The following is a 22,015-nucleotide window of genomic DNA, read 5'->3' as shown; positions in this document are numbered from 1 at the left end:
CGAGATTCGGGAGCTAACACATGGGCAAGATCATCGGCATCGACCTGGGTACCACCAATTCCTGCGTGTCCGTGATGGACGGCAGCACCACCAAGGTCATCGAGAATTCGGAAGGCGATCGCACCACGCCGTCCATCGTCGCCTTCAGCAAGGACGGCGAGGTGCTGGTCGGCGCGCCGGCCAAGCGCCAGGGCGTGACCAACCCCAAGAACACCTTCTATGCGGTGAAGCGCCTGATCGGCCGCAAGTTCACCGACGCCGAAGTGCAGAAGGACATCCACATCGTGCCCTACGCCATTGTCGCCAACGACAACGGTGATGCCTGGGTGGCGACCGCCGACGGCAAGAAGATGGCGCCGCCGGAAGTCTCCGCGAAGGTGCTGATGAAGATGAAGAAGACCGCCGAGGACTATCTCGGCGAGCCGGTCACCGAGGCTGTCATCACGGTGCCCGCCTACTTCAACGACAGCCAGCGCCAGGCCACCAAGGACGCCGGCCGCATCGCCGGTCTGGAAGTGAAGCGCATCATCAACGAGCCGACCGCGGCCGCGCTGGCTTACGGCCTGGACAAGAAGGGCGGCGATCGCAAGATTGCGGTGTACGACCTGGGCGGCGGTACCTTCGACGTGTCGATCATTGAGATCGCCGAGGTCGACGGCGAGAAGCAGTTCGAAGTGCTGGCCACCAACGGCGATACCTTTCTCGGTGGCGAAGACTTCGACATGCGCGTCATCGACTACCTGGTCGAGGAGTTCCAGAAGGACCAGGGCATCGACCTGCGCAAGGATCCGCTGGCCCTGCAGCGCCTGAAGGACGCCGCCGAGCGCGCGAAGATCGAGCTGTCCTCGTCGCACCAGACCGAGGTGAACCTGCCGTACGTGACGGCCGACGCCTCCGGCCCCAAGCACCTCAACATCAAGCTCACCCGCGCCAAGCTGGAAGCGCTGGTGGAAGACCTGGTCAAGCGCACCATCGAACCCTGCCGCACCGCGCTCAACGACGCCGGCCTGCGCGTGTCCGACATCGACGAGGTGATCCTGGTCGGCGGTCAGACCCGCATGCCCAAGGTGCAGGAGTCGGTGAAGGACTTCTTCGGCAAGGAGCCGCGCAAGGACGTCAACCCGGATGAGGCCGTCGCTGTGGGCGCCGCGATCCAGGGTGGCGTGCTGGGCGGTTCGGTCAAGGACGTGCTGCTGCTCGACGTCACCCCGCTGTCGCTGGGCATCGAGACCATGGGCGGCGTGATGACCAAGCTGATCGAGAAGAACACCACCGTGCCGACCAAGGCGGCGCAGACGTTCTCCACCGCCGACGACAACCAGACCGCAGTGACCGTGCACGTGCTGCAAGGCGAGCGCGAGCGCGCCAACGCCAACAAGTCGCTGGGCAAGTTCGACCTGCAAGGCATCGAGCCGGCGCCGCGCGGCATGCCGCAGATCGAGGTGACCTTCGACATCGACGCCAACGGCATCCTGCACGTGTCGGCCAAGGACAAGAAGACCGGCAAGGAGCAGAAGATCGAGATCAAGGCGGGTTCGGGCCTCTCCGAGGAGGAGATCGCCCGCATGGTGGCCGACGCCGAAGCGAACAAGGAAGAAGACAAGAAGTTCCACGAGCTGGTGAGCACCCGCAACAAGGCCGATCAGCTCGTGCACGCCACCCGCAGCGCGCTGAAGGAACACGGCGGCAAGGTCGGCGCGCAGATCGGCAGCATCGAAGAGGCGCTGTCGGAGCTGGAAAAGGTCAAGGACGGCGATGACAAGGCGCTGATCGAGTCGAAGATCTCCAAGCTCGAGCAGGCTGCCCAGGCGCTGCAGGAGGCCGCCCAGGGTCAGGGCCCGGCCGATGCGGGTGCGCAGCCCGGCCCGCACGGGTCGGCCCAGCCCGACGACGTGGTCGATGCCGAGTTCACCGAAGTGAAGGACGACAAGAAGTAACCGTACCTAGAACCGGAACGGGCGCCGCGCGAGCGGCGCTCGTTTTTGAAAGTGCGGCCAAGGTGGCGCCCGTTTGACTTTCGCGTTCATGGATGAGCGCACAAGCTTTCTCGAGGGGAAGGTGATGGACAAGGGGCGCCTGGAAGCCTTCAGCGACGGTGTGCTGGCCATCATCATCACCATCATGGTGCTTGAGCTGAAGGTGCCGCACGGCGCAGGCTGGGACGTGCTGGCCGCGCAATGGCCGGTGTTCCTCAGTTACGTGCTGAGCTTCGTCTACGTGGGCATCTACTGGAACAACCACCACCATTTCCTGCATGCGGCGAAGCGGGTGGACGGCAGCGTGCTGTGGGCCAACCTGCATCTGCTGTTTTGGTTGTCCCTGATGCCGGTGACCACGGGGTGGATGGGCGAAAACCAGTTCGCCCGGTTGCCGGTGGCGGTCTACGGTTTCGTGTTGCTGATGTGCGCCATCGCCTGGCTGCCGCTGCAATACGGCCTGATCTGCGCCAACGGCGGCAAGACCTCGCTGTTGGCGCAAGCGGTGGGTGGCGACTGGAAAGGCAAGGTCGCCGTCGCCATGTATCTGGGTGGCATCCTGCTGGCCTTCGTGGCGCCGTGGGTGTCGTGTCTGTTTTATGCCACGGTGGCAGCGATCTGGTTCATTCCTGATCGGCGCATCGAATCGCGGATCAAGCAATGAGCAAGCGTGATTACTACGAAGTCCTGAGTGTCGAACGTACCGTCACCGAGGTCGAGCTGAAGAAATCCTTCCGCCGCCTGGCGATGAAGTACCACCCCGACCGCAATCCCGACGATCCCGCGGCGCAGGAGAAGTTCAAGGAGGCCAAGGAGGCCTACGAGGTGCTTTCCGACGCGCAGAAGCGCGCCATGTACGACCAGTACGGACATGCGGCCTTCGAGGGCGGCATGGGCGGCCGCGGTGGCGGCGGTTTCGGGGACATGGGCGACATCTTCGGCGACATCTTCGGCGACATCTTCGGCGGTGGGCGCAGTCGTCAGCCGCGACGCGGCGCAGACCTGCGCTACATCATGGAACTCGACCTCGAAGAAGCCGTGTTCGGCATCGAGCGCAAGATCGAGATTCCGTCACAGGTCAACTGCCACCACTGCAACGGCAGCGGCTCGGACGATGGCAAGACCACGCAATGCAAGACCTGCCACGGTCACGGCCGCGTGCGCATGCAGAACGGCATCTTTTCGATCCAGCAGGCCTGTCCGCATTGCGGCGGCAGCGGCCAGGTCATCGAGAAGCCCTGCAAGAAGTGCCACGGTGAAGGCCGGTTGGAAGAAACCCGCACGCTGTCGGTGAAGATCCCCGCCGGCGTGGACAACGGCGACCGCATCCGCCTTACCGGGCAGGGCGAAGCCGGCCCGGCAGGCACGCCGGCGGGCGACCTCTATGTGGAAGTGCGCGTGCGCGAGCATTCGATCTTCCAGCGCGAGGGCAACGATCTTTACTGCGAAGTGCCGATCCGCTTCTCGCAGGCGGCGCTGGGCGCGGAACTGCCGGTGCCCACGCTGGAAGGCGAGGTGCCGATCACCATTCCGCCGGAGACGCAGACCGGCCAGAGCTTCCGCTTGCGCGGGCGTGGCGTGAAGTCGGTGCGCAACGGCCGCGCCGGGGACCTGATCTGCCGCGTGGTGGTGGAGACCCCGGTCCGCCTCACCAAGCAGCAGCGCGAATTGCTCGAGCAGCTCGAAGCCAGCTTCAACGACGGCAAGGCCGAAGAACACATGCCGCGCGCGCACAACTGGTTCGACGGCGTGAAACAGTTCTGGTCGAAGGTGACTTCGTAAGCTAACTTTGGACGTCCGTTTGCCGTTTCTGCCGGGATGTCCATCATGACCAGTTCGCCGATCCGCCTCGCCATCAGCGGCGCCTCCGGCCGCATGGGCCAGGCCTTGCTGTCGCTGTTGCATGCCGATGGCCGGTACGAGCTGGCGCATGCGGTGGTGTCGCCGGGCTCGGTGCATGACGGCGAGCCCGTCTGGCTGGGGCAGGGCCTGCGCTATGCGCACGATTGGTCGCGCGCGCCTGTCCTCGACGTGGTGGTCGACTTCAGCGGTCCCGTCGGTCTGGCGGCAGCGCTGGACCATTGTCTCGCGCACGGCATTCCCCTGGTGAGCGGCACCACCGGACTCGACGCTGCCCTGCTGGCACGACTGGACGCCGCCGGGGCACGCATCGCGCTGCTGCGCGCGGCGAACTTCAGCCTGGGCGTGGCACTGCTGACGCGTCTGCTGCGCGAGGCCGCTGCTGCGGTGCCGGAATGGGATCTGGAAATCGTCGAAGCCCATCATGGGCGCAAGCAGGATGCGCCTTCGGGCACAGCGCTGGCGCTGGGGCAGGCTGCTGCTGCTGCGCGCAGCACCACACTGGAAGCCGCGGCGGTATACAGCCGCGAAGGTCGCACGGGCGAACGCGTTCCCGGAAGCATCGGTTTTGCCGTGGTGCGCGGAGGCGACATCGTAGGCGAGCATCAGGCGCTGCTGGTGGGGCCGGGCGAGCGGCTGGAGCTGGGGCATCGTGCGACCGACCGCACGATCTTCGCCCGTGGGGCGCTGCAGGCGGCACGGTGGCTGATCGGTCGCGCCTCCGGACACTGGCGGCTGGAAGACGTGCTCGCTCCGCCGGTTTGACCACGCAAAAACTTGCCATGTCCAGCGGTGGTCGCTAGCATCGCCAGCCTGTCATTGGGGAGTAGCCAGCCTCTTCCCCGAGGCGTTCGCATCAACAGACTTGGTTGCCCTCGCGGCGCCATGGTGCGAACGGTAGGCGTCGCCTTCGACGCCTTGCCCGGCGAGACCTTTGGCCAGCGATGCGTTCACCCGGCCGGGCGAACGCGTGTCGTTGCGCCATGGGTTCACCTGTTCGCCCGGCCTGTGCATCCCATGCTGCTTATCCTCATCCTGTTCTTTGCCTCGGCGGGCGCGATCTATCTCGCCTGCGAATACTTCGTCAATGGCGTCGAATGGCTGGGTCGCAGGCTCAAGCTAGGCGCCACGGCTACCGGTACCGTGCTGGCTGCGTTCGGCACCGCCCTGCCGGAGAGCGCCGTCACCTTCGTCGCGGTCGTCTTCGGCAAGACGCCTGCAGTGCGTGACATCGGCGTGGGTGCGGCGATGGGTGGGCCGCTGGTATTGGCCACCATCGCCTATGCCGTGGTCGGTGTCGCGTTGTGGCTGCATCGCAGGCGCTTGCAACGCACTGACGGGCTGGTGCGGGTCGATCATCGACGGCTGGCCCGCGACCAGGGATGGTTCCTGGCGATCTTCGCGCTCAAGGTCGGCCTTGGCCTGGTGGCTTTTGCCTTCAAGCCTGCGTTCGGCGGGGTGTTCCTGCTGGCCTATGCACTCTACGTGTGGCGCGAAGTGCGCAGCGGGGACACGGCACCCGTTGAAGAGGAGCTGGAGCCGCTTAAGTTGCGCCCGGGTCAGGCGGAGCCCTCGTTGGCGTGGGCGCTGCTGCAAACGGTGGCCGCGCTCGTGGTGATCGCGGCGGCCTCGCGTGTGTTTGTGGGCCAACTGGAAGCCATCGGCGTATTGCTCGCCTGGCCGCCGCATCTGGTGGCGCTGGTGTTGAGCCCGGTGGCGACCGAGTTGCCGGAGACGCTCAATGCGCTGATCTGGGTGCGCCAGGGCAAGGAGCGTTTGGCGCTGGCCAACATCTCCGGCGCCATGATGATCCAGGCCACCATCCCCAGCGCGCTGGCGATCTTTGCCACGCCCTGGCTGTTCGATACACCGCTGATCGTGTCCGGCGCGCTCACTGCCACCGCCATTGCTTACCTATGGTGGCTCTTCCGGCGCGGTCGCGCGGACGCGCGCCGGCTGTTGCCCGTAGGTTTGCTGTATGGCGTGTTCGCCGCCTATGTGATCTGGCATTTCACCCGCTGAGGGGTGATCAGTCCCGGTGCGCGGCGTTGCGGTCGCGGCCGGCGCCGTACTGCGTGTCCAGCTTGCCGAACAGCTTCTTGAACAGGCGAGAGAACTTGCCGCGCTTGGTCTTGCGCAGCTTTTCCTCCTCGCTGGTAAGCCAGGCCACCTGGATCACCCGGCGCTCGCCCTCGTAGGGCAGGTGGCCATGGAAGGAGTTGTCGCAGCGCTTGAACACGGCGAACTCGCCGTACAGCGGCGGCAGCTCGGGTGCCACGGTGGAGTCGATATCGTCGATCTTGCCCAGGAAGCGCAGGCAGCCATCGCTGGTGTCGGGCCACTGCGGGTTGAGGTAGAGCAGGGCAGTGGCCACCTTGGACTTGCTGTCGGTGTGGATGGTGCCGTGGCGCTTGTTGAGCAGGCGGCACAGCGTCACCAGGGTCGGATATTGGCCGAGATTGTCGATGCCCAGTTTTTTGCCAACCAGGGTGGCGAAGTCTGGCGTGGTGAGTTGTTCGACTAGTGCATTGATCGTAGGGCCGCAATCGGCCGGATCCCACGGGAAGAAGCCGGCGCTGGGGTAGCGTGGGAAATCGCGACCCAGGTCACCGCGCGCGTCATCGGGCAACTGGCCATGGGCCACCATGAAGGGGAACGGCTCTCGCTGCACCAGCGTGTCCGGGCGATCGAAACGTGCGGCATCGAGCAGGGCGTCCGGACTCATGGTTGGGCCTTAGCTTCCTTGGGAAAACGTCCTGGCAGTGTAACGTCGTGAGGAGTTGTGACGTTGACGAGAGTGCGAGATCTGCCTCTGCCAAAGTGGACAGCAAGCGCCTTGACGCCTATCATTGTTACCCGCCCGAACGTCCTCCCCTCCAAGGTTCTCAAGCCTGCTTTTCGCGGCTTGCGGACTTTGCTGCACCTGAAAGGCGGTTCCCCATGCCCATTCCTGCTCTGCTTGCCCTCGAAGACGGCAGCGTGTTCCACGGCCACGCCGTGGGCGCCACCGGCGAAACCGTCGGTGAGGTGGTTTTCAACACCGCCATGACGGGGTACCAGGAGATCCTCACCGATCCCTCGTACTCACGCCAGCTTGTCACTCTTACCTATCCGCACATCGGCAATACCGGCATCAATGCTGAGGACGCCGAGTCCACTGCCGTGCATGCCGCCGGCCTGATCGTGCGCGACGTGCCGCGCCGCGCCAGCAACTGGCGCAGCAGCGAAACTCTGCCGGATTACCTGAAGCGCCACGGCATCGTCGCCATCGCCGGCATCGACACACGCCGGCTCACCCGCATCCTGCGCGACAAGGGCGCGCTCAGCGGTTGCATCCTGGCCGGCGAGACGATCGACGCCGAGGCCGCGCTGGCGAAGGCGCGCGCCTTCCCCGGCCTCAACGGCATGGACCTGGCCAAGGTGGTCAGTGTCACCCAGTCGTATCCGTGGAACGAAGGGGTCTACGACCTCGACCACACCCGCTTCAACCAGCCAGCCAGGCGCTTCAAGGTCGTGGCCTACGACTTCGGCGCCAAGCACAACATCCTGCGTCTGCTGGCCGAGCAGGGCTGCGACATCACCGTGGTGCCTGCACAGACGCCTGCCGCCGAGGTGCTGGCCGTGAAGCCCGATGGCGTGTTCCTCTCCAACGGTCCCGGCGACCCGGCCGCTTGCGATTACGCGATCGCCGCCACCAAGGTTTTCCTTGACGCGAAGATCCCGCTGTTCGGCATCTGCCTCGGCCACCAGATCATGGGTCTGGCGCTGGGCGCGAAGACGCTGAAGATGAAGTTCGGCCACCACGGTGCCAACCATCCGGTGAAGGACATGGACGACGGCCGCGTGCTGATCACCTCGCAGAACCACGGCTTTGCCGTCGACCCGGCCACGCTGCCGGGCAACGTGCGCGTCACCCACACCTCGTTGTTCGACGGTTCGCTGCAGGGCTTCGCGCTCACCGACCGTCCGGCCTTCTGCTTCCAGGGGCACCCGGAAGCGAGCCCTGGACCGCACGACATCGGTTATCTCTTCGACAGGTTTGCAAAGATGATGTCCGACAAGCTGATGCAGGAGGCCCGCTGAGATGGCCAAGCGTACCGATATCAAGAGCATCCTCATCATCGGTGCCGGCCCGATCGTCATCGGCCAGGCCTGCGAGTTCGACTACTCCGGCGCGCAGGCCTGCAAGGCGCTGAAGGAAGAGGGTTACCGCGTCATCCTGGTGAACTCCAACCCCGCCACGATCATGACCGACCCGGAGACGGCCGACGCCGTCTACATCGAGCCGATCAACTGGCAGACGGTGGAGCGCATCATCGCCAAGGAGCGCCCGGATGCGGTGCTGCCCACCATGGGCGGACAGACCGGCCTCAACTGCGCGCTCGACCTCGCCGACAACGGCGTGCTGGAGAAGTACAACGTCGAGCTGATCGGTGCGTCGCGCGAAGCCATCCGCATGGCCGAAGACCGCGAGCTGTTCCGCGTCGCCATGAAGGAAATCGGGCTGGAATGCCCGAAGGCCGAGGTGGTCCGCACGTTCGAGCAGGCGCTGGTGACGCAGGCGAAGGTGGGGTATCCCACCATCATCCGTCCGAGCTTCACGCTCGGTGGCTCCGGCGGCGGCATCGCGTACAACCGCGAAGAATTCGAAGAGATCGTCAAGCGCGGACTCGATCTTTCGCCGGTGGGCGAAGTGCTGGTCGAGGAATCCGTGCTCGGCTGGAAGGAATTCGAGATGGAAGTGGTCCGCGACAAGGCGGACAACTGCATCATCGTGTGCTCGATCGAAAACCTCGACCCGATGGGCGTGCACACCGGCGACTCGATCACCGTCGCGCCGGCGCAGACGCTCACCGACAAGGAATACCAGCGCCTGCGCGATGCCTCGATCGCGGTGCTGCGCAAGATCGGCGTGGACACCGGCGGCTCCAACGTGCAGTTCGGCATCAATGCCGAGAACGGCCGCGTGGTGGTCATCGAGATGAACCCGCGCGTGTCGCGTTCGTCCGCGCTCGCCTCCAAGGCCACCGGCTTCCCGATCGCCAAGATCGCGGCGAAGCTGGCCGTGGGCTACACGCTGGACGAACTCAAGAACGACATCACCGGCGGCCTGACCCCGGCGTCGTTCGAGCCGACCATCGACTACGTGGTCACCAAGATCCCGCGTTTCGCGTTCGAGAAGTTCCCGTCGGCTGACGCGCGCCTCACCACCCAGATGAAGTCGGTGGGCGAGGTGATGGCGATGGGTCGCACTTTCCATGAGTCGCTGCAGAAGGCGCTGCGAGGACTGGAAATCGGCAAGACGGGCCTCAACCCGACCGGTCTGGATTTGACCTCCGACGAAGGCATCAACGCGCTCAAGCGCGAGCTGCGCGAGCCGCGTCCGGATCGCGTCTTCCATCTGGCTGACGCGTTCCGCGCCGGCCTGTCCCTGGAAGACGTATATGGCCTCAGCCGGGTCGATCCCTGGTTCCTCGCCGCCTTCGAAGACATCGTGCTGACCGAGAAGGAAGTGCAGCAGCAGGGCGTCACCGCGCTCGACGCGCCGCGCATGCGCGAGCTCAAGCGCATGGGCTTCTCCGACGCTCGCCTGGCCGAATTGCTCGACACCAACGAAGCCGCCATGCGCCATCTGCGTCGCACGCTTGGCGTGCGTCCGGTCTACAAGCGCGTGGATTCCTGCGCGGCTGAATTCGCCACCACCACGGCCTACATGTACTCGACCTACGAGGAAGAGTGCGAAGCCAACCCGACCAACCGCGACAAGATCATCGTGCTGGGCGGCGGTCCCAACCGCATCGGTCAGGGCATCGAGTTCGACTACTGCTGCGTGCACGCGGCACTCGCGCTGCGCGAGGACGGTTTCGAAACCATCATGGTCAACTGCAATCCGGAAACCGTTTCCACCGACTACGACACCTCCGACCGCCTGTATTTCGAGCCGCTCACGCTCGAGGACGTGCTGGAAATCGTGGATCTGGAAAAACCCAAGGGCGTGATCGTGCAGTACGGTGGCCAGACGCCGCTGAAGCTTGCACGTGCGCTTGAAGCTGCCGGCGCGCCAGTGATCGGCACGTCGCCGGACAGCATCGATCTGGCGGAAGACCGCGAGCGCTTCCAGCAGATGATCGAAAAGATCGGCCTGAAGCAGCCGCCGAATCGCACGGCACGCACGCCGGAAGAAGCGCTGGCCTCGGCGCGCGAGATCGGCTATCCGCTGGTGGTGCGCCCGAGCTACGTGCTCGGCGGCCGCGCGATGGAAATCGTCTATAGCGACGCCGATCTTTCGCGCTACATCCGCGACGCGGTGCAGGTGTCCAACGATTCGCCGGTGCTGCTGGACCGCTTCCTCGATCATGCGGTCGAGGTGGACGTGGACATCATCGCCGACGCCGAAGGCAATGTGCTGGTCGGCGGCATCATGGAGCACATCGAGGAAGCGGGCGTGCATTCGGGCGACTCTTCCTGCTCGCTGCCGCCTTACTCGTTGACACCGGAGGTGCAGGACGAGATGCGTCGCCAGGTCACCGCGATGGCGAAGGAACTGAAGGTCATCGGCCTGATGAATACCCAGTTCGCCATCCAGGGCGACACCGTGTTCATCCTCGAAGTGAACCCGCGCGCCTCGCGCACGGTGCCGTTCGTATCGAAGGCCACGGGTGTGCCGCTCGCCAAGATCGCCGCGCGTGCCATGGCTGGACGTTCGCTCAAGGCGCAGGGCGCGACCAAGGAAGTGATTCCGAGCTACTACTCCGTGAAGGAAGCGATCTTCCCGTTCCTGAAGTTCCAGAACGTGGATCCCATCCTCGGCCCCGAAATGCGCTCCACCGGCGAGGTGATGGGTGTGGGCCGCAGCTTTGGCGCAGCCTTTGCCCGCGGCCATGACGCCGCCGGCATCAAGACCCCGCCGAAGGGCAAGGTGTTCGTGTCGGTGCGCGACGCGGACAAGGATCGCCTGCTGCCGGTGGCGCGCGAGGCGCTGGCGAAGGGCTTCAGCCTGGTCGCCACCGAAGGCACGGCGAAATACCTGGCCGAGCAGGGCGTGGCCTGCGAGCGCATCAACAAGGTGGCCGAGGGCCGCCCGCACATCGTCGACCTGATCAAGAACGGCGAGATCGTTTATATCGTCAACACCACCGAGGGCAAGCAGGCCATCGCCGACTCGTTCTCGATCCGGCGCGAGGCCCTGCAGCAGCGCGTCACGTACTCCACCACCGTTGCAGGCGCGCGTGCGCTGGTCCATTCGCTGGACTTCCACAACAGCGCGGATGTGCACAGCCTGCAGGAACTTCACAAGGAATTGAGCGCATGAGCAATCGCGCCCCCATCACCAAGGCAGGGTCGGAACGCCTGCGCGCCGAGCTGGACAGGCTGAAGTCGGAAGATCGCCCGCGCATCATCGCGGCCATCGCCGAGGCGCGTGCGCACGGCGATCTGAAGGAGAACGCGGAATACCACGCCGCGCGCGAGCTGCAGAGCTTCATCGAAGGCCGCATCGGCCAGCTCGAGGCGCTGCTTTCCACCGCGGAGGTGATCGACGTGTCGCGCCTCAACCCGGGCAGCAAGGTGGTGTTCGGCGCCATCGTGGACCTGGCGGACGAAGACAGCGGCGCCGAGGTGACCTACCAGATCGTGGGCGACCTCGAAGCCGACATCAAGCAGGGCCTGATCGCAGTGTCTTCGCCGATCGCGCGCGCCCTGATCGGCAAGAGTGAAGGTGACAGTTTCGAGTTCACCGCACCGAACGGCGTCAAGCATTACGAAATCACAGGCGTGCGCTATTCCTGAATGCTAGGCTGCGGGTTTGTGCGAAACGGCTGGCCACCGAGGTGGCCAGCCTGGCAAGCCAACCGGGGGCGTGGCCGCTCCCGCCGACGGTCACCTGACAACGGTCCGCCCCATGCCGCAGCAGAAAATCCTGTTTCTCAGCGTTTCCGCCGGAGCAGGCCACATGCGGGCCGCCGAGGCCCTGCGCCTGACCGCCGAAGCGGTGCTGCCGCATGTCGAGACCCGGCACCTGGATGCGATGGACTACGTGCCGTCCGCATTCCGCAAGCTCTATACCGATTTCTACATCACGCTGATAAGCAGTTACCCAACCCTGTGGGGGCTGCTCTACCAGCGCAGTTCGGAGGCCGATCCGAATGGGCCGATGCAGAAGCTGCGGCGGGCCATCGAGCGGCTGGGCACGGGCGATCTGCGCAAGGCGATCAATGCGTTTGCGCCGGACGCCATCGTCTGCACGCACTTCCTTCCCGCCGAAATGCTGATGCACGAGATCCGGCGCGAGCGCTTCACGGTGCCAGTGTGGGTCCAGGTCACCGATTTCGATTTGCATGGCATGTGGGTGATTCCGCGCATGACGGGCTTTTTTGCCGCCAGCGATGAGATCGCTTTCCGCATGCAGGCCAACCATATCGAGACGGAGCACATCCACACCACCGGCATTCCGGTGATGCCGGCGTTCACCCAGCCGCAGGACCGCCGGACCTGCGCCGGGCGCTTCGGCCTGGACCCGGCGCGGCAGACGATCATGCTGATGGGCGGCGGTGCCGGGGTCGGCAAGCTCGATGAGGTGGCTGCCACCCTGATGCGGCTCGAAGGGGACTTCCAGCTCGTCGTGCTGGCCGGGCGCAACGAGGCGGCGCTGGCCAAGTTGAAGTTGCTTGCCGCGGAACATCCGGGACGCCTGTTCCCATTCGGCTTCACCAATGAAGTGCCGCAGCTGATGGCCTGCTCGGACCTGGTGATCACCAAGCCGGGCGGGCTGACCACGTCAGAGTGCCTGGCGATGGGCGTGCCGATGGTGGTGTATGCGCCGGTCCCGGGCCAGGAAGAGCGCAACGCGGACTATGTGCTGGAGCAGGGGGCGGCGTTGAAAGCGATAGATCTGGTTTCGCTCGAATACCGCGTGCGCCAGCTGCTGGCCGAGCCCCAGCGCCTGGCGCGGATGCGCGAGCATGCACGTCGCCTCGGCCAGCCGCAGGCGGCGCAGTGTGTACTGCAGATCGTGCAGGCCGAACTCGAAGGCCGGCGGCCAGTAACCGGGTCAGTGGAGCATTGAGCGTGCGCCAGATGGATCAACGATTCCTGCATGCAGGAGAAGACTCTGTTTCCATGCGTCCGCTGGTGCTGGTGCTGACCTTGGGTTGGACCGTGCTGCTGGCTTTCTTCTTCGCAAACGTGGAGATCCAGATCGAAGGCGCCGCCGGCTGGGCGGCGAACCTGCCGACCTGGCGCATCGAGCATCACTGGCTGCTGGATATCTTCTGGGGCGGCCGGCCCATGACCGGATATCACGCATGGCTGTTTCCCTGCATGGGGCTGTTTTTCCATTTTCCGCTGATCTTCGCCGGCCGCTGGAACTGGCGTGCCGAGGCGCGCGTGTTCGCCTGCATCATGCTGTTCTGGATCACCGAGGACTTCCTGTGGTTCGTGCTGAACCCGGCCTATGGCGTAGCGCATTTCGCGCCGCGCTATATTCCATGGCATATCCACTGGTGGGGACCGGCACCCAGTGATTACTGGGTGTCGTTGTCCATATCCGCGGTGTTGTTCTGGTTGTCGTGCCGGCGACCGAAGTTGAAGGCCTGAAGAACGGGCGGTCTGCCTTCCTAGCTCCCGCCTCGTAGTCGGGAACAAAAATATCGCCGAGAGCGATTTTTGACATCGCGCTAGCGCTGGCCGAAAGGTGGCTGCCAGGGATGCGGCCACAAAAAAGGCCGCATCGACGCGGCCTTTCTTATCGACACGTCATGCTGTGCTCAGCGCTGACGAGCCTTGAAACGCGGATTGCTCTTGCAGATCACGAACACCTTGCCGCGACGACGCACGATCTTGCAGTCGCGGTGCCGCGCCTTGGCGGACTTCAACGAGTTAAGCACCTTCACGGCGAGCTCCTGATACCAAACGGAAAAAATCAGCGGGCAAGTATAACCTGCTGAATCGTCAGTCACAAGTTGCCGGAATCGCGGGCGAATTCGTCCACCGTGGACAGGAATTGCGTCAGCACCGGCGATGCCTCGTCGGCTCTGCTGGCGACGGCCAGCAGGAGTTCGGCGCCGTGGTCGGCCAGCGGCACGTAGCTGACCCCTGCTAGATGCACCGCGCGCATCGTCGCCGGCACCAGCGCCACACCCAGGCCGGCGGCCACCAATGCCAGCAGGCCGCTGACCTGTTGGGCCTGCTGCACCGTGCGGGGCTGGAAACCGGCGGCGTTGGCCAGCGTGGTGAGCTTGTCGTGCAGGGTGGCGGCCATCTCGCGTGGCTGCGTGACGAAGGCCGCCCCGGCCACTTCGCTCATGTGCAGCCTGTCGCGGGCGGCCAGCGGATGGCTTGATGGCAGGGCGAGCATCAGTCGCTCACGGTCGATCATGCGCAGCCGCAGTTTGCGGGCGTCTTGCAGGTGGCGGGGTTCGGTGCGCACGAAGCCGACGTCGATCTCGTTGGCCAGAAGGGCGGCGAATTGCGGCGCGTTGTTCATTTCACGCAACTGGACGTCCACGCCTGGCGCCATCTGGCGATGGCGCAGCAAGGTACGGGGCAGGGCGGGGTGGAACGATACCGACAACGTGTAAGCCAGCCGCAGCTGGCCGCTGTGGCCGGCTGCGGCATCAGCGGTTCGAGTGCGAGCCAGCTCGGCCTGGGCGAGGATCTGGCGTGCTTGCTCAAGGAAAACCTTGCCGGGCTCGGTCAGCGCCACCTTGCGCTTGCTTCGTTCCAGCAGCAGGACGCCGAGGTCCCGCTCCAGGGCTTGGATCTGCTGCGAGAGCGGGGGCTGGGAGATGTGCAGGCGGAGCGCCGCGCGCGTGAAGCTCAATTCCTCGGCGACCGTGACGAAGTAGCGCAGCTGGCGGAAGTCAAACATATAGGGATCGCATATAAATATCGATCCAAATATATATTGGATACTTGAATGTGTCGCTCATAAAATGCCCCCGTCCCACCATCCTCCCCCCTCCCCCGATGGTGGCGACCCACGCCTCGCGGCGACGCTGGATTCGAACGGCCATCCCCCTCCCTGGCCTCTTCGATGCGTCGCACTGCGAGGCGTTTTTTTGGGTGGCGTTCTTGCGCGATCGATCCATGACCGCGAAGAGCTAACGGGCGGCTACTCATGGCCGCACTTTCAAATTTTCCTCGCGACCGCCTTTGCTTACGCTCAGAGCTGGCCGGCCAGTCGTGTTCCCTGGTCGATGGCCCGCTTCGCATCGAGTTCGGCAGCCACGTCGGCACCGCCAATGAGGTGCGCCGTCATGCCCATCCTGGCCAGTTCGTCGGCCAGGCGGCGATCCGGCTCCTGGCCGGCGCAGATCACCACGTTGTCGACGGGCAGGAGTTGCGGCTGGCCATCGACGGTGATGTGCAAGCCTTGGTCGTCGAAACGTTCGTAGCCAACCTGGCCCAGCATGGTCACATGCTTTGCCTTCAATGTGGCGCGGTGCACCCAGCCGGTGGTCTTGTTGAGTCGTGCGCCGGGGCGGCCTTCACTGCGCTGGAGCAGCCAGACTTGGCGCAGCGGCGCTTCCGGTTGCGGTTTCAGCAAGCCGCCACGGTGCGACTGCCGGATGTCCACGCCCCATTCGCGCGACCAGCGCTCCACGTCGGTGGCGGGGGAGGGTTGATGTTCGACCAGGAATTCCGCCATGTCGAAGCCGATGCCGCCGGCACCGATGATCGCCACGCTTTGCCCGATCGGCCGGTTGTGTGCCAGCACGTCGAGGTAGCCGAGGACGCGCGGGTCATCACTGCCTGGAAACCGCACCTTGCGCGGCATCACGCCAGTGGCGATCACTACTTCGCTATAGCCGGCTGCCTTGAGCGAGGCGGCATCGGCCAACTGGCCTAGCTTCAGCTCGACGCCTGCATCGGCAAGACGATGGCGAAAGTAACGCAGGGTTTCGTGGAACTCTTCCTTGCCGGGAATCCGCTTGGCGTAGTTGAACTGGCCACCGATTTCCGCGGACTTGTCGAACAGGGTAACCGCATGGCCGCGTTCGGCCAGTGTGGCGGCGCAAGCCATGCCGGCGGGGCCTGCGCCGACCACGGCGATGCGCTTTGGTTGCTCTGTTGGCGCGACCACCAGCTCGGTTTCGTGGCAGGCGCGCGGATTGACCAGGCAACTGGCGCGCTTGTTCTGGAACACGTGGTCGAGGCAGGCCTGATTGCAGGCGATGCAGGTGTTGATGTGCTCGCTGCGACCAGCCCTGGCCTTGTTCGCCCATTCGGGGTCGGCCAGCAGCGGACGTGCCATCGAAACCATGTCCGCGTCGCCTTCGGCCAGCACACGCTCGGCCACTTCGGGCATGTTGATGCGGTTGGTGGCGATCAGCGGAATGGAAACTTCGCCCCTGAGCTTTTTCGTCACCCACGCAAAGCCGGCTCGCGGCACGCTGGTGACGATGGTTGGCACGCGCGCTTCATGCCAGCCGATGCCTGTATTGATGATGCTGGCGCCGGCGGTTTCCACGGCCTTGGCCAGAGTGACGATCTCATCCCAGCTTTGGCCGCCTTCGACCAGGTCCAGCATCGACAGCCGGTAGATGATGATGAAGTCGCGGCCTATCGCCTCGCGCGTACGGCGCACGATTTCCGCGGGCAGGCGCATGCGCCGTTCGGCGTCCCCGCCCCATGCGTCGTTGCGCTTATTGGTGCGGGCAGCGATGAACTGGTTGATGAGGTAACCCTCCGAACCCATCACCTCGACGCCGTCGTATCCCGCCTCGCGGGCAAGCTCGGCGCTCCGTACGAAGTCGCGGATGGTGCGTTCTACGCCTCGCGCCGAGAGCGCCTTTGGCGTGAAGGGGGTGATCGGCGACTTGATCTTCGATGGCGCCACCGACAACGGGTGATAGCCATAGCGCCCCGCATGCAGGATCTGCATGCAGATGCGGCCGCCTTCGGCATGCACGGCGTCGGTGAGTCTGCGATGGCGCGCCACGTGCCAAGGCATCGAGAGGCGGCCGCCGAACGGCTTCAACCAGCCGCGGATACTGGGCGCGATGCCACCGGTGACCATCAGGCCCACGCCGCCGCGGGCGCGTTCGGCGAAATAGGCGGCCAGCTTGTCGTAGTCGGCCGCCTTGTCTTCCAGGCCGGTGTGCATCGAACCCATCAGGATGCGGTTGGGCAGGACGACGTGGCCCAGATCGAGCGGGGCGAACAAATGGGGATAGTTCATGGCACGACCGTGTTCAAACGATCGTATGAATGTGCCTGTTGCCACACTCGGACGCAAGCGGCACCTGCATGGTTCAGGCCTGCAGCTGATCCACCAGTGCGATATAGCGGCGCATTGCCTCGTCTTGCGGCAGGCCACGCAATTGCGCCCATGCCTCGTGCTTGGCGGTGCCCACGAAATCGAAGAACCCGGGCTGGTCGCCGTGCGCGTCGCCCTCCGAACCCTGTTTGTACAGCGCGTACAGCTTGAGCAGGGTGTCGTTGTCGGGGCGGTAATCCAGCCGTTTCACGGCCTCGGCGGCCTGCTCGAATGCGTGGCGGAGATCGTTCATGGCGGATCGGCGGGGGAATGGCCCGGAATTTCGCCATGGTACGCGATGCCGCTGGGGCTGGCGCGATACCATGCCCGTCCCGTTTGATCAGGAGCTGCCATGAGCCGAACAGCCGCCGTCCCCGTGTTGACCATCGACGGTCCCTCGGGCTCTGGCAAGGGCACGATCAGCCGGCGCGTGGCCGAGCATCTGGGCTGGCGGCTGTTGGACTCCGGCGCGTTGTACCGGGCGGTGGGCTATGCCGCTGGGGCAGCGGGTCTGGATCTGTCCGATGTCGAGGCGGTGACCCGCTGCGCGCAGACCACCAAGATCCGTTTCCAGGCCAGTGCCGATGGCAGCGATACCCACATCCTGGTCAACGGCCATGACGCCACCGCCGAACTGCGTACCGAAACCGCCGGCGCGGCAGCCTCCGCGATCGCCTCGATTGCCCCGGTGCGGCAGGCCTTGGTGGAGCTGCAGTTGGGCTTCCGCAAGCAGCCGGGCCTGGTCGCCGACGGGCGTGACATGGGCACGGTGATCTTCCCCGATGCCCCGTTCAAGGTGTTCCTTACCGCCAGCGCCGCCGAGAGGGCCAAAAGGCGCTATAAGCAGTTGAAGGAAAAGGGGCTCAGCGTTACACTGTCGAGTCTGCAGCGCGAGATCGAGGCGCGTGACCATCGCGATGCGTCGCGTTCGGTCGCGCCGCTCAAACCCGCGCCGGAGGCCGTACTGGTGGACACCACCGGCATGGGTATCGACGAGGTCGTCGCAAAAGTTCTTGCTGTCGTGCAGCCCTGAACGGGTTGTGCGGCGGTTTTCGTTCCCCGGTCAATGACGTCCGGGGCTCAGCCATGGTGACGAGGCGTGCCCCGCAAGGGCGCTCCGAAGGCACCCCAACCGGTGGGCCGTTGCCGTTGCGTTTCCAGTCCGGAGCGCCGCAACCGTCCTTTCCCATTCTGGAATCAACATGACCGAAAGTTTTGCCGAACTGTTTGAACAGAGCCAGCAGGCCATCGCCAAGCTGAAGCCCGGCGCCATCGTCACTGGCATCGTGGTGGAAATCCGCAACGACGTCGTCGTGATCAACGCGGGCCTGAAGAGCGAAGGCATCGTCCCGATCGAGCAGTTCAAGAGCGAAGACGGCACCCTCGAAGTGAATGTCGGCGACCACGTGAAGGTGGCCCTCGAAGCGCTCGAGGACGGCTTCGGCGAAACCAAGCTGTCGCGTGAGAAGGCCAAGCGTTCGATGGTGTGGGACGACCTCGAAGAGGCGTTCGACAAGGAAGAGACCATCAAGGGCATGATCTCCGGCAAGGTCAAGGGCGGCTTCACCGTCGACATCAAGGACGTCCGCGCCTTCCTGCCTGGCTCGCTGGTCGACGTGCGCCCTGTGCGCGAACCGACCTACCTCGAGGGCAAGGAACTCGAGTTCAAGATCATCAAGCTCGACCGCAAGCGCAACAACGTGGTGGTCAGCCGCCGCGCCGTCGTCGAGACCGAGTTCTCCGCCGAGCGCGAGCAGCTGCTGGAGCGTCTGGTCGAAGGCGCCATCATCAAGGGCGTGGTCAAGAACCTCACCGACTACGGCGCGTTCGTGGATCTGGGCGGCATCGACGGCCTGCTGCACATCACCGACATGGCGTGGAAGCGCGTGCGCCATCCGAGCGAAGTCGTCAACGTCGGCGACGAGCTGGAAGTGCGCGTGCTGAAGTTCGACAAGGAGCGCAACCGCGTCTCGCTGGGCCTGAAGCAGCTGGGCGATGATCCGTGGGTGAACATCTCGCGTCGTTACCCGGTGGGTTCGCGCCTGTTCGGCAAGGTCTCCAACGTCACCGACTACGGCTGCTTCGTCGAGATCGAGCCGGGCGTCGAAGGTCTGGTCCACGTGTCCGAGATGGACTGGACCAACAAGAACGTCAATCCGGCCAAGGTGGTGCAGGTCGGCGACGAGACCGAAGTGATGGTGCTGGACGTGGATGAAGAGCGTCGCCGCATCTCGCTGGGCATCAAGCAGACCCGCTCGAACCCGTGGGAAGCGTTTGCCGCCATGCACAAGAAGGGCGACAAGGTTTCCGGCCAGATCAAGTCGATCACCGACTTCGGCGTGTTCATCGGCCTGGACGGTGGCATCGACGGCCTGGTGCACCTGTCCGATATCTCCTGGCAGATGTCCGGCGAAGACCTCGTGCGCAACTTCAAGAAGGGCGACGAGATCGAGGCCGTGGTGCTGGCTGTCGATCCGGAGCGCGAGCGCATTTCGCTCGGCATCAAGCAGATGGAGCAGGATCCGTTCGGCCAGTTCATGGGCAACAACCCGCGCGGCACCATCGTCACCGGCACGGTGAAGGAAGTGGACGCCAAGGGTGCGGTGATTGACCTGGGCGAGGGCGTGGAGGGTTACCTCCGTGCCAACGACATCGCCAAGGAGCGCATCGACGACGCCACCCAGCACCTGAAGGTGGGCGACAAGGTCGAGGCCAAGTTCACCGGCATGGACCGCAAGGGCCGCCAGCTGTCGCTGTCGATCCGTGCAAAGGACGAGGAAGACGTGCAGGAAGCGCTGGCCGAGTACTCCTCGGCGGCCGGTGGCACCACCAAGCTCGGCGCTCTGCTCAAGGAGCAGATGAACAAGGCCGACTAAGGCGTTGCAAGAATGGCCCGGGGCGGCATGAGCCGCCTCGGGTCAGCAGCGCAGCAACACATTCGCGGACTGGGGGAACATGACCAAATCCGAATTGATCGAGGCGCTGGCCAGGCGCCAGACCCATCTTGCGTTCGCCGATGTCGAGTTGGCGGTCAAAAGCGTGGTCGAGCAGATGAGCCAGGCGCTGTCGCAGGGCGAACGCATCGAGGTGCGTGGTTTCGGCAGCTTTGCGCTGCATTACCGGCCGCCTCGCATGGGACGCAATCCGAAGACCGGCGATTCCGTGGCGTTGCCCGGCAAGCATGTGCCGCACTTCAAGCCCGGCAAGGAGCTGCGCGAACGCGTCAACCTGCGGCTGGAAGAAGCCACGACCGGCTGAGGCGGAACGCCAAGTGAGTTCATGAAGGCAGGTAGGCGCGAGCCGATCCTGCCTTTTTGTTTTTGGGATGCCCCTTGATCGAAGAGACCAACGACGGTTCTTCGAAACTGCGTTTTCCATCTGTCTTTACGGCTGAATTGCAGCAACATGCCTCAGTCTGCTTGCTGTGCCGGGTGCGGACGATGGGGTAAAGTCCTCGGATGCGCTTGATCGTGATCTTCGTCCTCATCTTCTTCGTTGCCGCCGGCGTGGTAGTGGGCGCACTCAATGCCGGCCTGGTCGACTACGACTTCGCCTTCGCGCGCGTGTCCATGCCCAAGGGAGCTGCGCTGTTGGCCGCGTTGGTGCTGGGCTGGCTGTTGGGTGGCCTCACCGCATGGCTCGGCGTGAGCCTGCGGCATCGCCGCCGACTGAAAGCCGGCAAGAAGCAGGCGCGTGCATGATGTCCTGGTACGTGTTGCTGCCGTTGGCGGTGCTCGCCTTTGGGCTGGGCTGGTGGGCGTCGCGATTCGCCAGCGCTAGGCGTTCCGGTGCGGCGGTCAATGAGCTCTCGTCCGACTATTTTCGCGGCTTGAACTACCTGCTCAATGAGGAGCAGGACAAGGCCATCGAAGTGTTTCTGCGCCTAGCCGAATACAACCGCGACACGGTGGAGACGCATCTCGCGCTGGGCAACCTGTTCCGCCGCCGCGGCGAGGTGGATCGCGCGATCCGGTTGCACCAGCACCTGGTTTCGCGGCCGAACCTGTCCGAGCCGACCAAGACCGTAGCCCTGCTGGAACTGGGCGAGGATTACATGCGCGCGGGCTTGCTCGACCGAGCGGAAGCACTGTTCGACGACCTGGTGGCGATGGATGCGCACGCGCCGTCGGCGTTGCGCCACCTGATCGCGATCTACCAGCACGAGCGCGACTGGAACAAGGCGATCGAGCATGCGCGCCGTCTGGAGGCGATGACCGGCGAGGACGAGTCGCCGATGATCGCCCAGTTTTATTGCGAATTGGCCGAGCGTTCGCGTCAGCACGGCGCGCGTATCGAGGCGCGCGATTACCTGGAGCATGCCTTCCGGTGCCAGCCCGATTGCGTGCGTGCCTGGATGCTGACCGGGCGTTTGCACGCCGAGGATGGGCAGCATGCCGAAGCAGTGCAGGCCTATGAAGCGGCGGTCGGCGCGGATATCGCCTTCGTGCCGGAAATCCTGCCGCCATTGTTGAACAGCTACGCCTGTTCGCAGCAGATGGATCGCGCCGAACGCTTCTTGCGCGAGCTGCTGGAGCGCTACCACGGCATCTCGCCGGTGCTGGCATTGACCAGGCTGTACCAGCAGCGTGACGGCCAGCGCGAGGCGGTAGGCTTCCTGACCGGGCAACTGCGCCTGCGTCCTTCGGTGCGCGGCCTGATGGCGCTGATCGACGCCACGATGGATCGGATCGAAGGCGAGGCGCGCGAGAACTTCTTGATCCTGCGCGATCTCACCAAGAAATTGCTGGAGGGGCAGGCGATGTATCGCTGCAGCCGTTGTGGCTTCGGCGCCAAGGCGCACCACTGGCAATGCCCCAGTTGCAAGAGCTGGAGCACGATCCGACCCATCCATGGCGTTGCCAACGAGTGACGCCGGTGGCTTGGATTATCGGATGGTTGCTGCTCTCCTTCGCCATCGCCT

The 22,015-nt window shown here is 64.7% G+C and carries 20 protein-coding genes and 1 riboswitch; of the genes, 15 read left to right on the top strand and 5 right to left on the bottom strand.

Annotation, left to right across the window (positions count from 1 at the left end):
• The first annotated feature begins 20 nt into the window (after positions 1–20).
• The 5 genes from dnaK to ISP25_RS02245 all read left to right on the top strand — a co-directional run bounded on the left by dnaK (position 21) and on the right by ISP25_RS02245 (position 5,858).
• On the top strand, positions 21–1,937 hold the full coding sequence (gene dnaK / locus ISP25_RS02265; protein ID WP_404612011.1) for a molecular chaperone DnaK: 1,917 nt from the start codon (positions 21–23) through the stop codon (positions 1,935–1,937).
• A 124-nt stretch (positions 1,938–2,061) separates the two neighbouring features.
• Positions 2,062–2,640: a TMEM175 family protein gene (locus ISP25_RS02260; protein ID WP_404612009.1), complete on the top strand. Its 579-nt coding sequence runs from the start codon at positions 2,062–2,064 to the stop codon at positions 2,638–2,640.
• Positions 2,637–3,758, top strand: a complete 1,122-nt coding sequence (gene dnaJ / locus ISP25_RS02255; protein ID WP_192157197.1) for a molecular chaperone DnaJ — start codon at positions 2,637–2,639, stop codon at positions 3,756–3,758. The genes ISP25_RS02260 and dnaJ overlap by 4 nt, the downstream gene beginning before the upstream one ends.
• Positions 3,759–3,803: 45 nt before the next feature.
• Positions 3,804–4,601 carry a 4-hydroxy-tetrahydrodipicolinate reductase gene (gene dapB, locus ISP25_RS02250; RefSeq protein ID WP_404612007.1) on the top strand — a complete coding sequence of 266 codons (798 nt, stop codon included), beginning with the start codon at positions 3,804–3,806 and terminating at the stop codon, positions 4,599–4,601.
• Between the two features lie 44 nt (positions 4,602–4,645).
• A riboswitch (yybP-ykoY riboswitch) is annotated at positions 4,646–4,835 on the top strand.
• An 18-nt stretch (positions 4,836–4,853) separates the two neighbouring features.
• Positions 4,854–5,858 (top strand): sodium:calcium antiporter, encoded by a 1,005-nt coding sequence (locus tag ISP25_RS02245; RefSeq protein ID WP_404612005.1) that lies wholly within the window; start codon positions 4,854–4,856, stop codon positions 5,856–5,858.
• 7 nt (positions 5,859–5,865) lie between these two features.
• On the opposite strand, the gene ISP25_RS02240 is transcribed toward ISP25_RS02245, so the two are convergent.
• Positions 5,866–6,561, bottom strand: a complete 696-nt coding sequence (locus tag ISP25_RS02240; RefSeq protein WP_404612003.1) for a 2OG-Fe(II) oxygenase family protein — start codon at positions 6,559–6,561, stop codon at positions 5,866–5,868.
• A 215-nt stretch (positions 6,562–6,776) separates the two neighbouring features.
• Between ISP25_RS02240 and carA the strand changes: the two genes are divergently transcribed.
• From carA to ISP25_RS02215, 5 genes are all read left to right on the top strand, one after another.
• Positions 6,777–7,919 (top strand): glutamine-hydrolyzing carbamoyl-phosphate synthase small subunit, encoded by a 1,143-nt coding sequence (carA, locus tag ISP25_RS02235; protein WP_192157205.1) that lies wholly within the window; start codon positions 6,777–6,779, stop codon positions 7,917–7,919.
• Between the two features lies 1 nt (position 7,920).
• Entirely contained in the window at positions 7,921–11,148 is a 3,228-nt protein-coding gene (gene carB, locus ISP25_RS02230) for a carbamoyl-phosphate synthase large subunit (RefSeq protein WP_192157207.1), read from the top strand.
• Positions 11,145–11,624, top strand: coding sequence for a transcription elongation factor GreA (gene greA, locus ISP25_RS02225; RefSeq protein WP_192157209.1), 480 nt, complete (start codon positions 11,145–11,147; stop codon positions 11,622–11,624). The genes carB and greA overlap by 4 nt, the downstream gene beginning before the upstream one ends.
• Positions 11,625–11,694: 70 nt before the next feature.
• The gene (locus ISP25_RS02220) at positions 11,695–12,900 is read left to right on the top strand and encodes an MGDG synthase family glycosyltransferase (RefSeq protein WP_404612000.1); all 1,206 of its coding nucleotides are present in this window, start codon (positions 11,695–11,697) and stop codon (positions 12,898–12,900) included.
• 53 nt (positions 12,901–12,953) lie between these two features.
• A complete protein-coding gene (locus tag ISP25_RS02215; RefSeq protein ID WP_404611998.1) occupies positions 12,954–13,430 on the top strand; it encodes a hypothetical protein in 477 nt (158 codons plus the stop codon).
• 170 nt (positions 13,431–13,600) lie between these two features.
• On the opposite strand, the gene ykgO is transcribed toward ISP25_RS02215, so the two are convergent.
• From ykgO to ISP25_RS02195, 4 genes are all read right to left on the bottom strand, one after another.
• Complete coding sequence (gene ykgO, locus ISP25_RS02210) at positions 13,601–13,726, bottom strand: type B 50S ribosomal protein L36 (RefSeq protein ID WP_007080705.1); 126 nt, start codon at positions 13,724–13,726, stop codon at positions 13,601–13,603.
• A gap of 62 nt (positions 13,727–13,788) precedes the next feature.
• Entirely contained in the window at positions 13,789–14,703 is a 915-nt protein-coding gene (locus ISP25_RS02205) for a LysR substrate-binding domain-containing protein (RefSeq protein WP_192157215.1), read from the bottom strand.
• Positions 14,704–14,997: 294 nt separating this feature from the next.
• Positions 14,998–17,016, bottom strand: coding sequence for an oxidoreductase (locus ISP25_RS02200; RefSeq protein WP_404611996.1), 2,019 nt, complete (start codon positions 17,014–17,016; stop codon positions 14,998–15,000).
• A gap of 73 nt (positions 17,017–17,089) precedes the next feature.
• Positions 17,090–17,347, bottom strand: coding sequence for an acyl-CoA-binding protein (locus ISP25_RS02195; protein ID WP_192157219.1), 258 nt, complete (start codon positions 17,345–17,347; stop codon positions 17,090–17,092).
• A gap of 99 nt (positions 17,348–17,446) precedes the next feature.
• Here ISP25_RS02195 and cmk point away from each other — a divergent pair, with 99 nt between their 5' ends.
• The 5 genes from cmk (at position 17,447) to lapB (ending at position 21,964) form a co-directional block, all read left to right on the top strand.
• Positions 17,447–18,127, top strand: a complete 681-nt coding sequence (gene cmk / locus ISP25_RS02190) for a (d)CMP kinase (RefSeq protein ID WP_192157221.1) — start codon at positions 17,447–17,449, stop codon at positions 18,125–18,127.
• A gap of 169 nt (positions 18,128–18,296) precedes the next feature.
• Positions 18,297–19,970, top strand: a complete 1,674-nt coding sequence (gene rpsA, locus ISP25_RS02185; RefSeq protein ID WP_192157223.1) for a 30S ribosomal protein S1 — start codon at positions 18,297–18,299, stop codon at positions 19,968–19,970.
• A gap of 79 nt (positions 19,971–20,049) precedes the next feature.
• Positions 20,050–20,352, top strand: a complete 303-nt coding sequence (locus ISP25_RS02180) for an integration host factor subunit beta (RefSeq protein WP_404611993.1) — start codon at positions 20,050–20,052, stop codon at positions 20,350–20,352.
• Positions 20,353–20,552: 200 nt separating this feature from the next.
• Complete coding sequence (locus ISP25_RS02175) at positions 20,553–20,795, top strand: lipopolysaccharide assembly protein LapA domain-containing protein (protein ID WP_192157227.1); 243 nt, start codon at positions 20,553–20,555, stop codon at positions 20,793–20,795.
• On the top strand, positions 20,795–21,964 hold the full coding sequence (gene lapB, locus ISP25_RS02170; RefSeq protein ID WP_404612088.1) for a lipopolysaccharide assembly protein LapB: 1,170 nt from the start codon (positions 20,795–20,797) through the stop codon (positions 21,962–21,964). Before ISP25_RS02175 ends, lapB begins: the two co-directional genes overlap by 1 nt.
• Positions 21,965–22,015 lie beyond the last annotated feature (51 nt).

The organism is Rhodanobacter hydrolyticus (assembly GCF_044904645.1).
Note: the sequence above shows the minus strand (reverse complement) of the source record. Positions and strands in the feature narration are given on the sequence as shown.

Bases quoted from the DNA above. Each gene is read 5' to 3' on its own strand.
- ISP25_RS02215 (WP_404611998.1), top strand. From the start codon at position 12,954: ATGCGTCCGCTGGTGCTGGTGCTGACCTTGGGTTGGACCGTGCTGCTG.
- dnaK (WP_404612011.1), top strand. From the start codon at position 21: ATGGGCAAGATCATCGGCATCGACCTGGGTACCACCAATTCCTGCGTG.
- dapB (WP_404612007.1), top strand. From the start codon at position 3,804: ATGACCAGTTCGCCGATCCGCCTCGCCATCAGCGGCGCCTCCGGCCGC.
- ISP25_RS02260 (WP_404612009.1), top strand. From the start codon at position 2,062: ATGGACAAGGGGCGCCTGGAAGCCTTCAGCGACGGTGTGCTGGCCATC.
- ISP25_RS02180 (WP_404611993.1), top strand. From the start codon at position 20,050: ATGACCAAATCCGAATTGATCGAGGCGCTGGCCAGGCGCCAGACCCAT.
- ISP25_RS02200 (WP_404611996.1), bottom strand. From the start codon at position 17,016: ATGAACTATCCCCATTTGTTCGCCCCGCTCGATCTGGGCCACGTCGTC.
- cmk (WP_192157221.1), top strand. From the start codon at position 17,447: ATGAGCCGAACAGCCGCCGTCCCCGTGTTGACCATCGACGGTCCCTCG.
- ISP25_RS02245 (WP_404612005.1), top strand. From the start codon at position 4,854: ATGCTGCTTATCCTCATCCTGTTCTTTGCCTCGGCGGGCGCGATCTAT.
- rpsA (WP_192157223.1), top strand. From the start codon at position 18,297: ATGACCGAAAGTTTTGCCGAACTGTTTGAACAGAGCCAGCAGGCCATC.
- ISP25_RS02240 (WP_404612003.1), bottom strand. From the start codon at position 6,561: ATGAGTCCGGACGCCCTGCTCGATGCCGCACGTTTCGATCGCCCGGAC.
- carB (WP_192157207.1), top strand. From the start codon at position 7,921: ATGGCCAAGCGTACCGATATCAAGAGCATCCTCATCATCGGTGCCGGC.
- ISP25_RS02195 (WP_192157219.1), bottom strand. From the start codon at position 17,347: ATGAACGATCTCCGCCACGCATTCGAGCAGGCCGCCGAGGCCGTGAAA.
- ISP25_RS02175 (WP_192157227.1), top strand. From the start codon at position 20,553: ATGCGCTTGATCGTGATCTTCGTCCTCATCTTCTTCGTTGCCGCCGGC.
- ISP25_RS02205 (WP_192157215.1), bottom strand. From the start codon at position 14,703: ATGTTTGACTTCCGCCAGCTGCGCTACTTCGTCACGGTCGCCGAGGAA.
- lapB (WP_404612088.1), top strand. From the start codon at position 20,795: ATGTCCTGGTACGTGTTGCTGCCGTTGGCGGTGCTCGCCTTTGGGCTG.
- dnaJ (WP_192157197.1), top strand. From the start codon at position 2,637: ATGAGCAAGCGTGATTACTACGAAGTCCTGAGTGTCGAACGTACCGTC.
- carA (WP_192157205.1), top strand. From the start codon at position 6,777: ATGCCCATTCCTGCTCTGCTTGCCCTCGAAGACGGCAGCGTGTTCCAC.
- greA (WP_192157209.1), top strand. From the start codon at position 11,145: ATGAGCAATCGCGCCCCCATCACCAAGGCAGGGTCGGAACGCCTGCGC.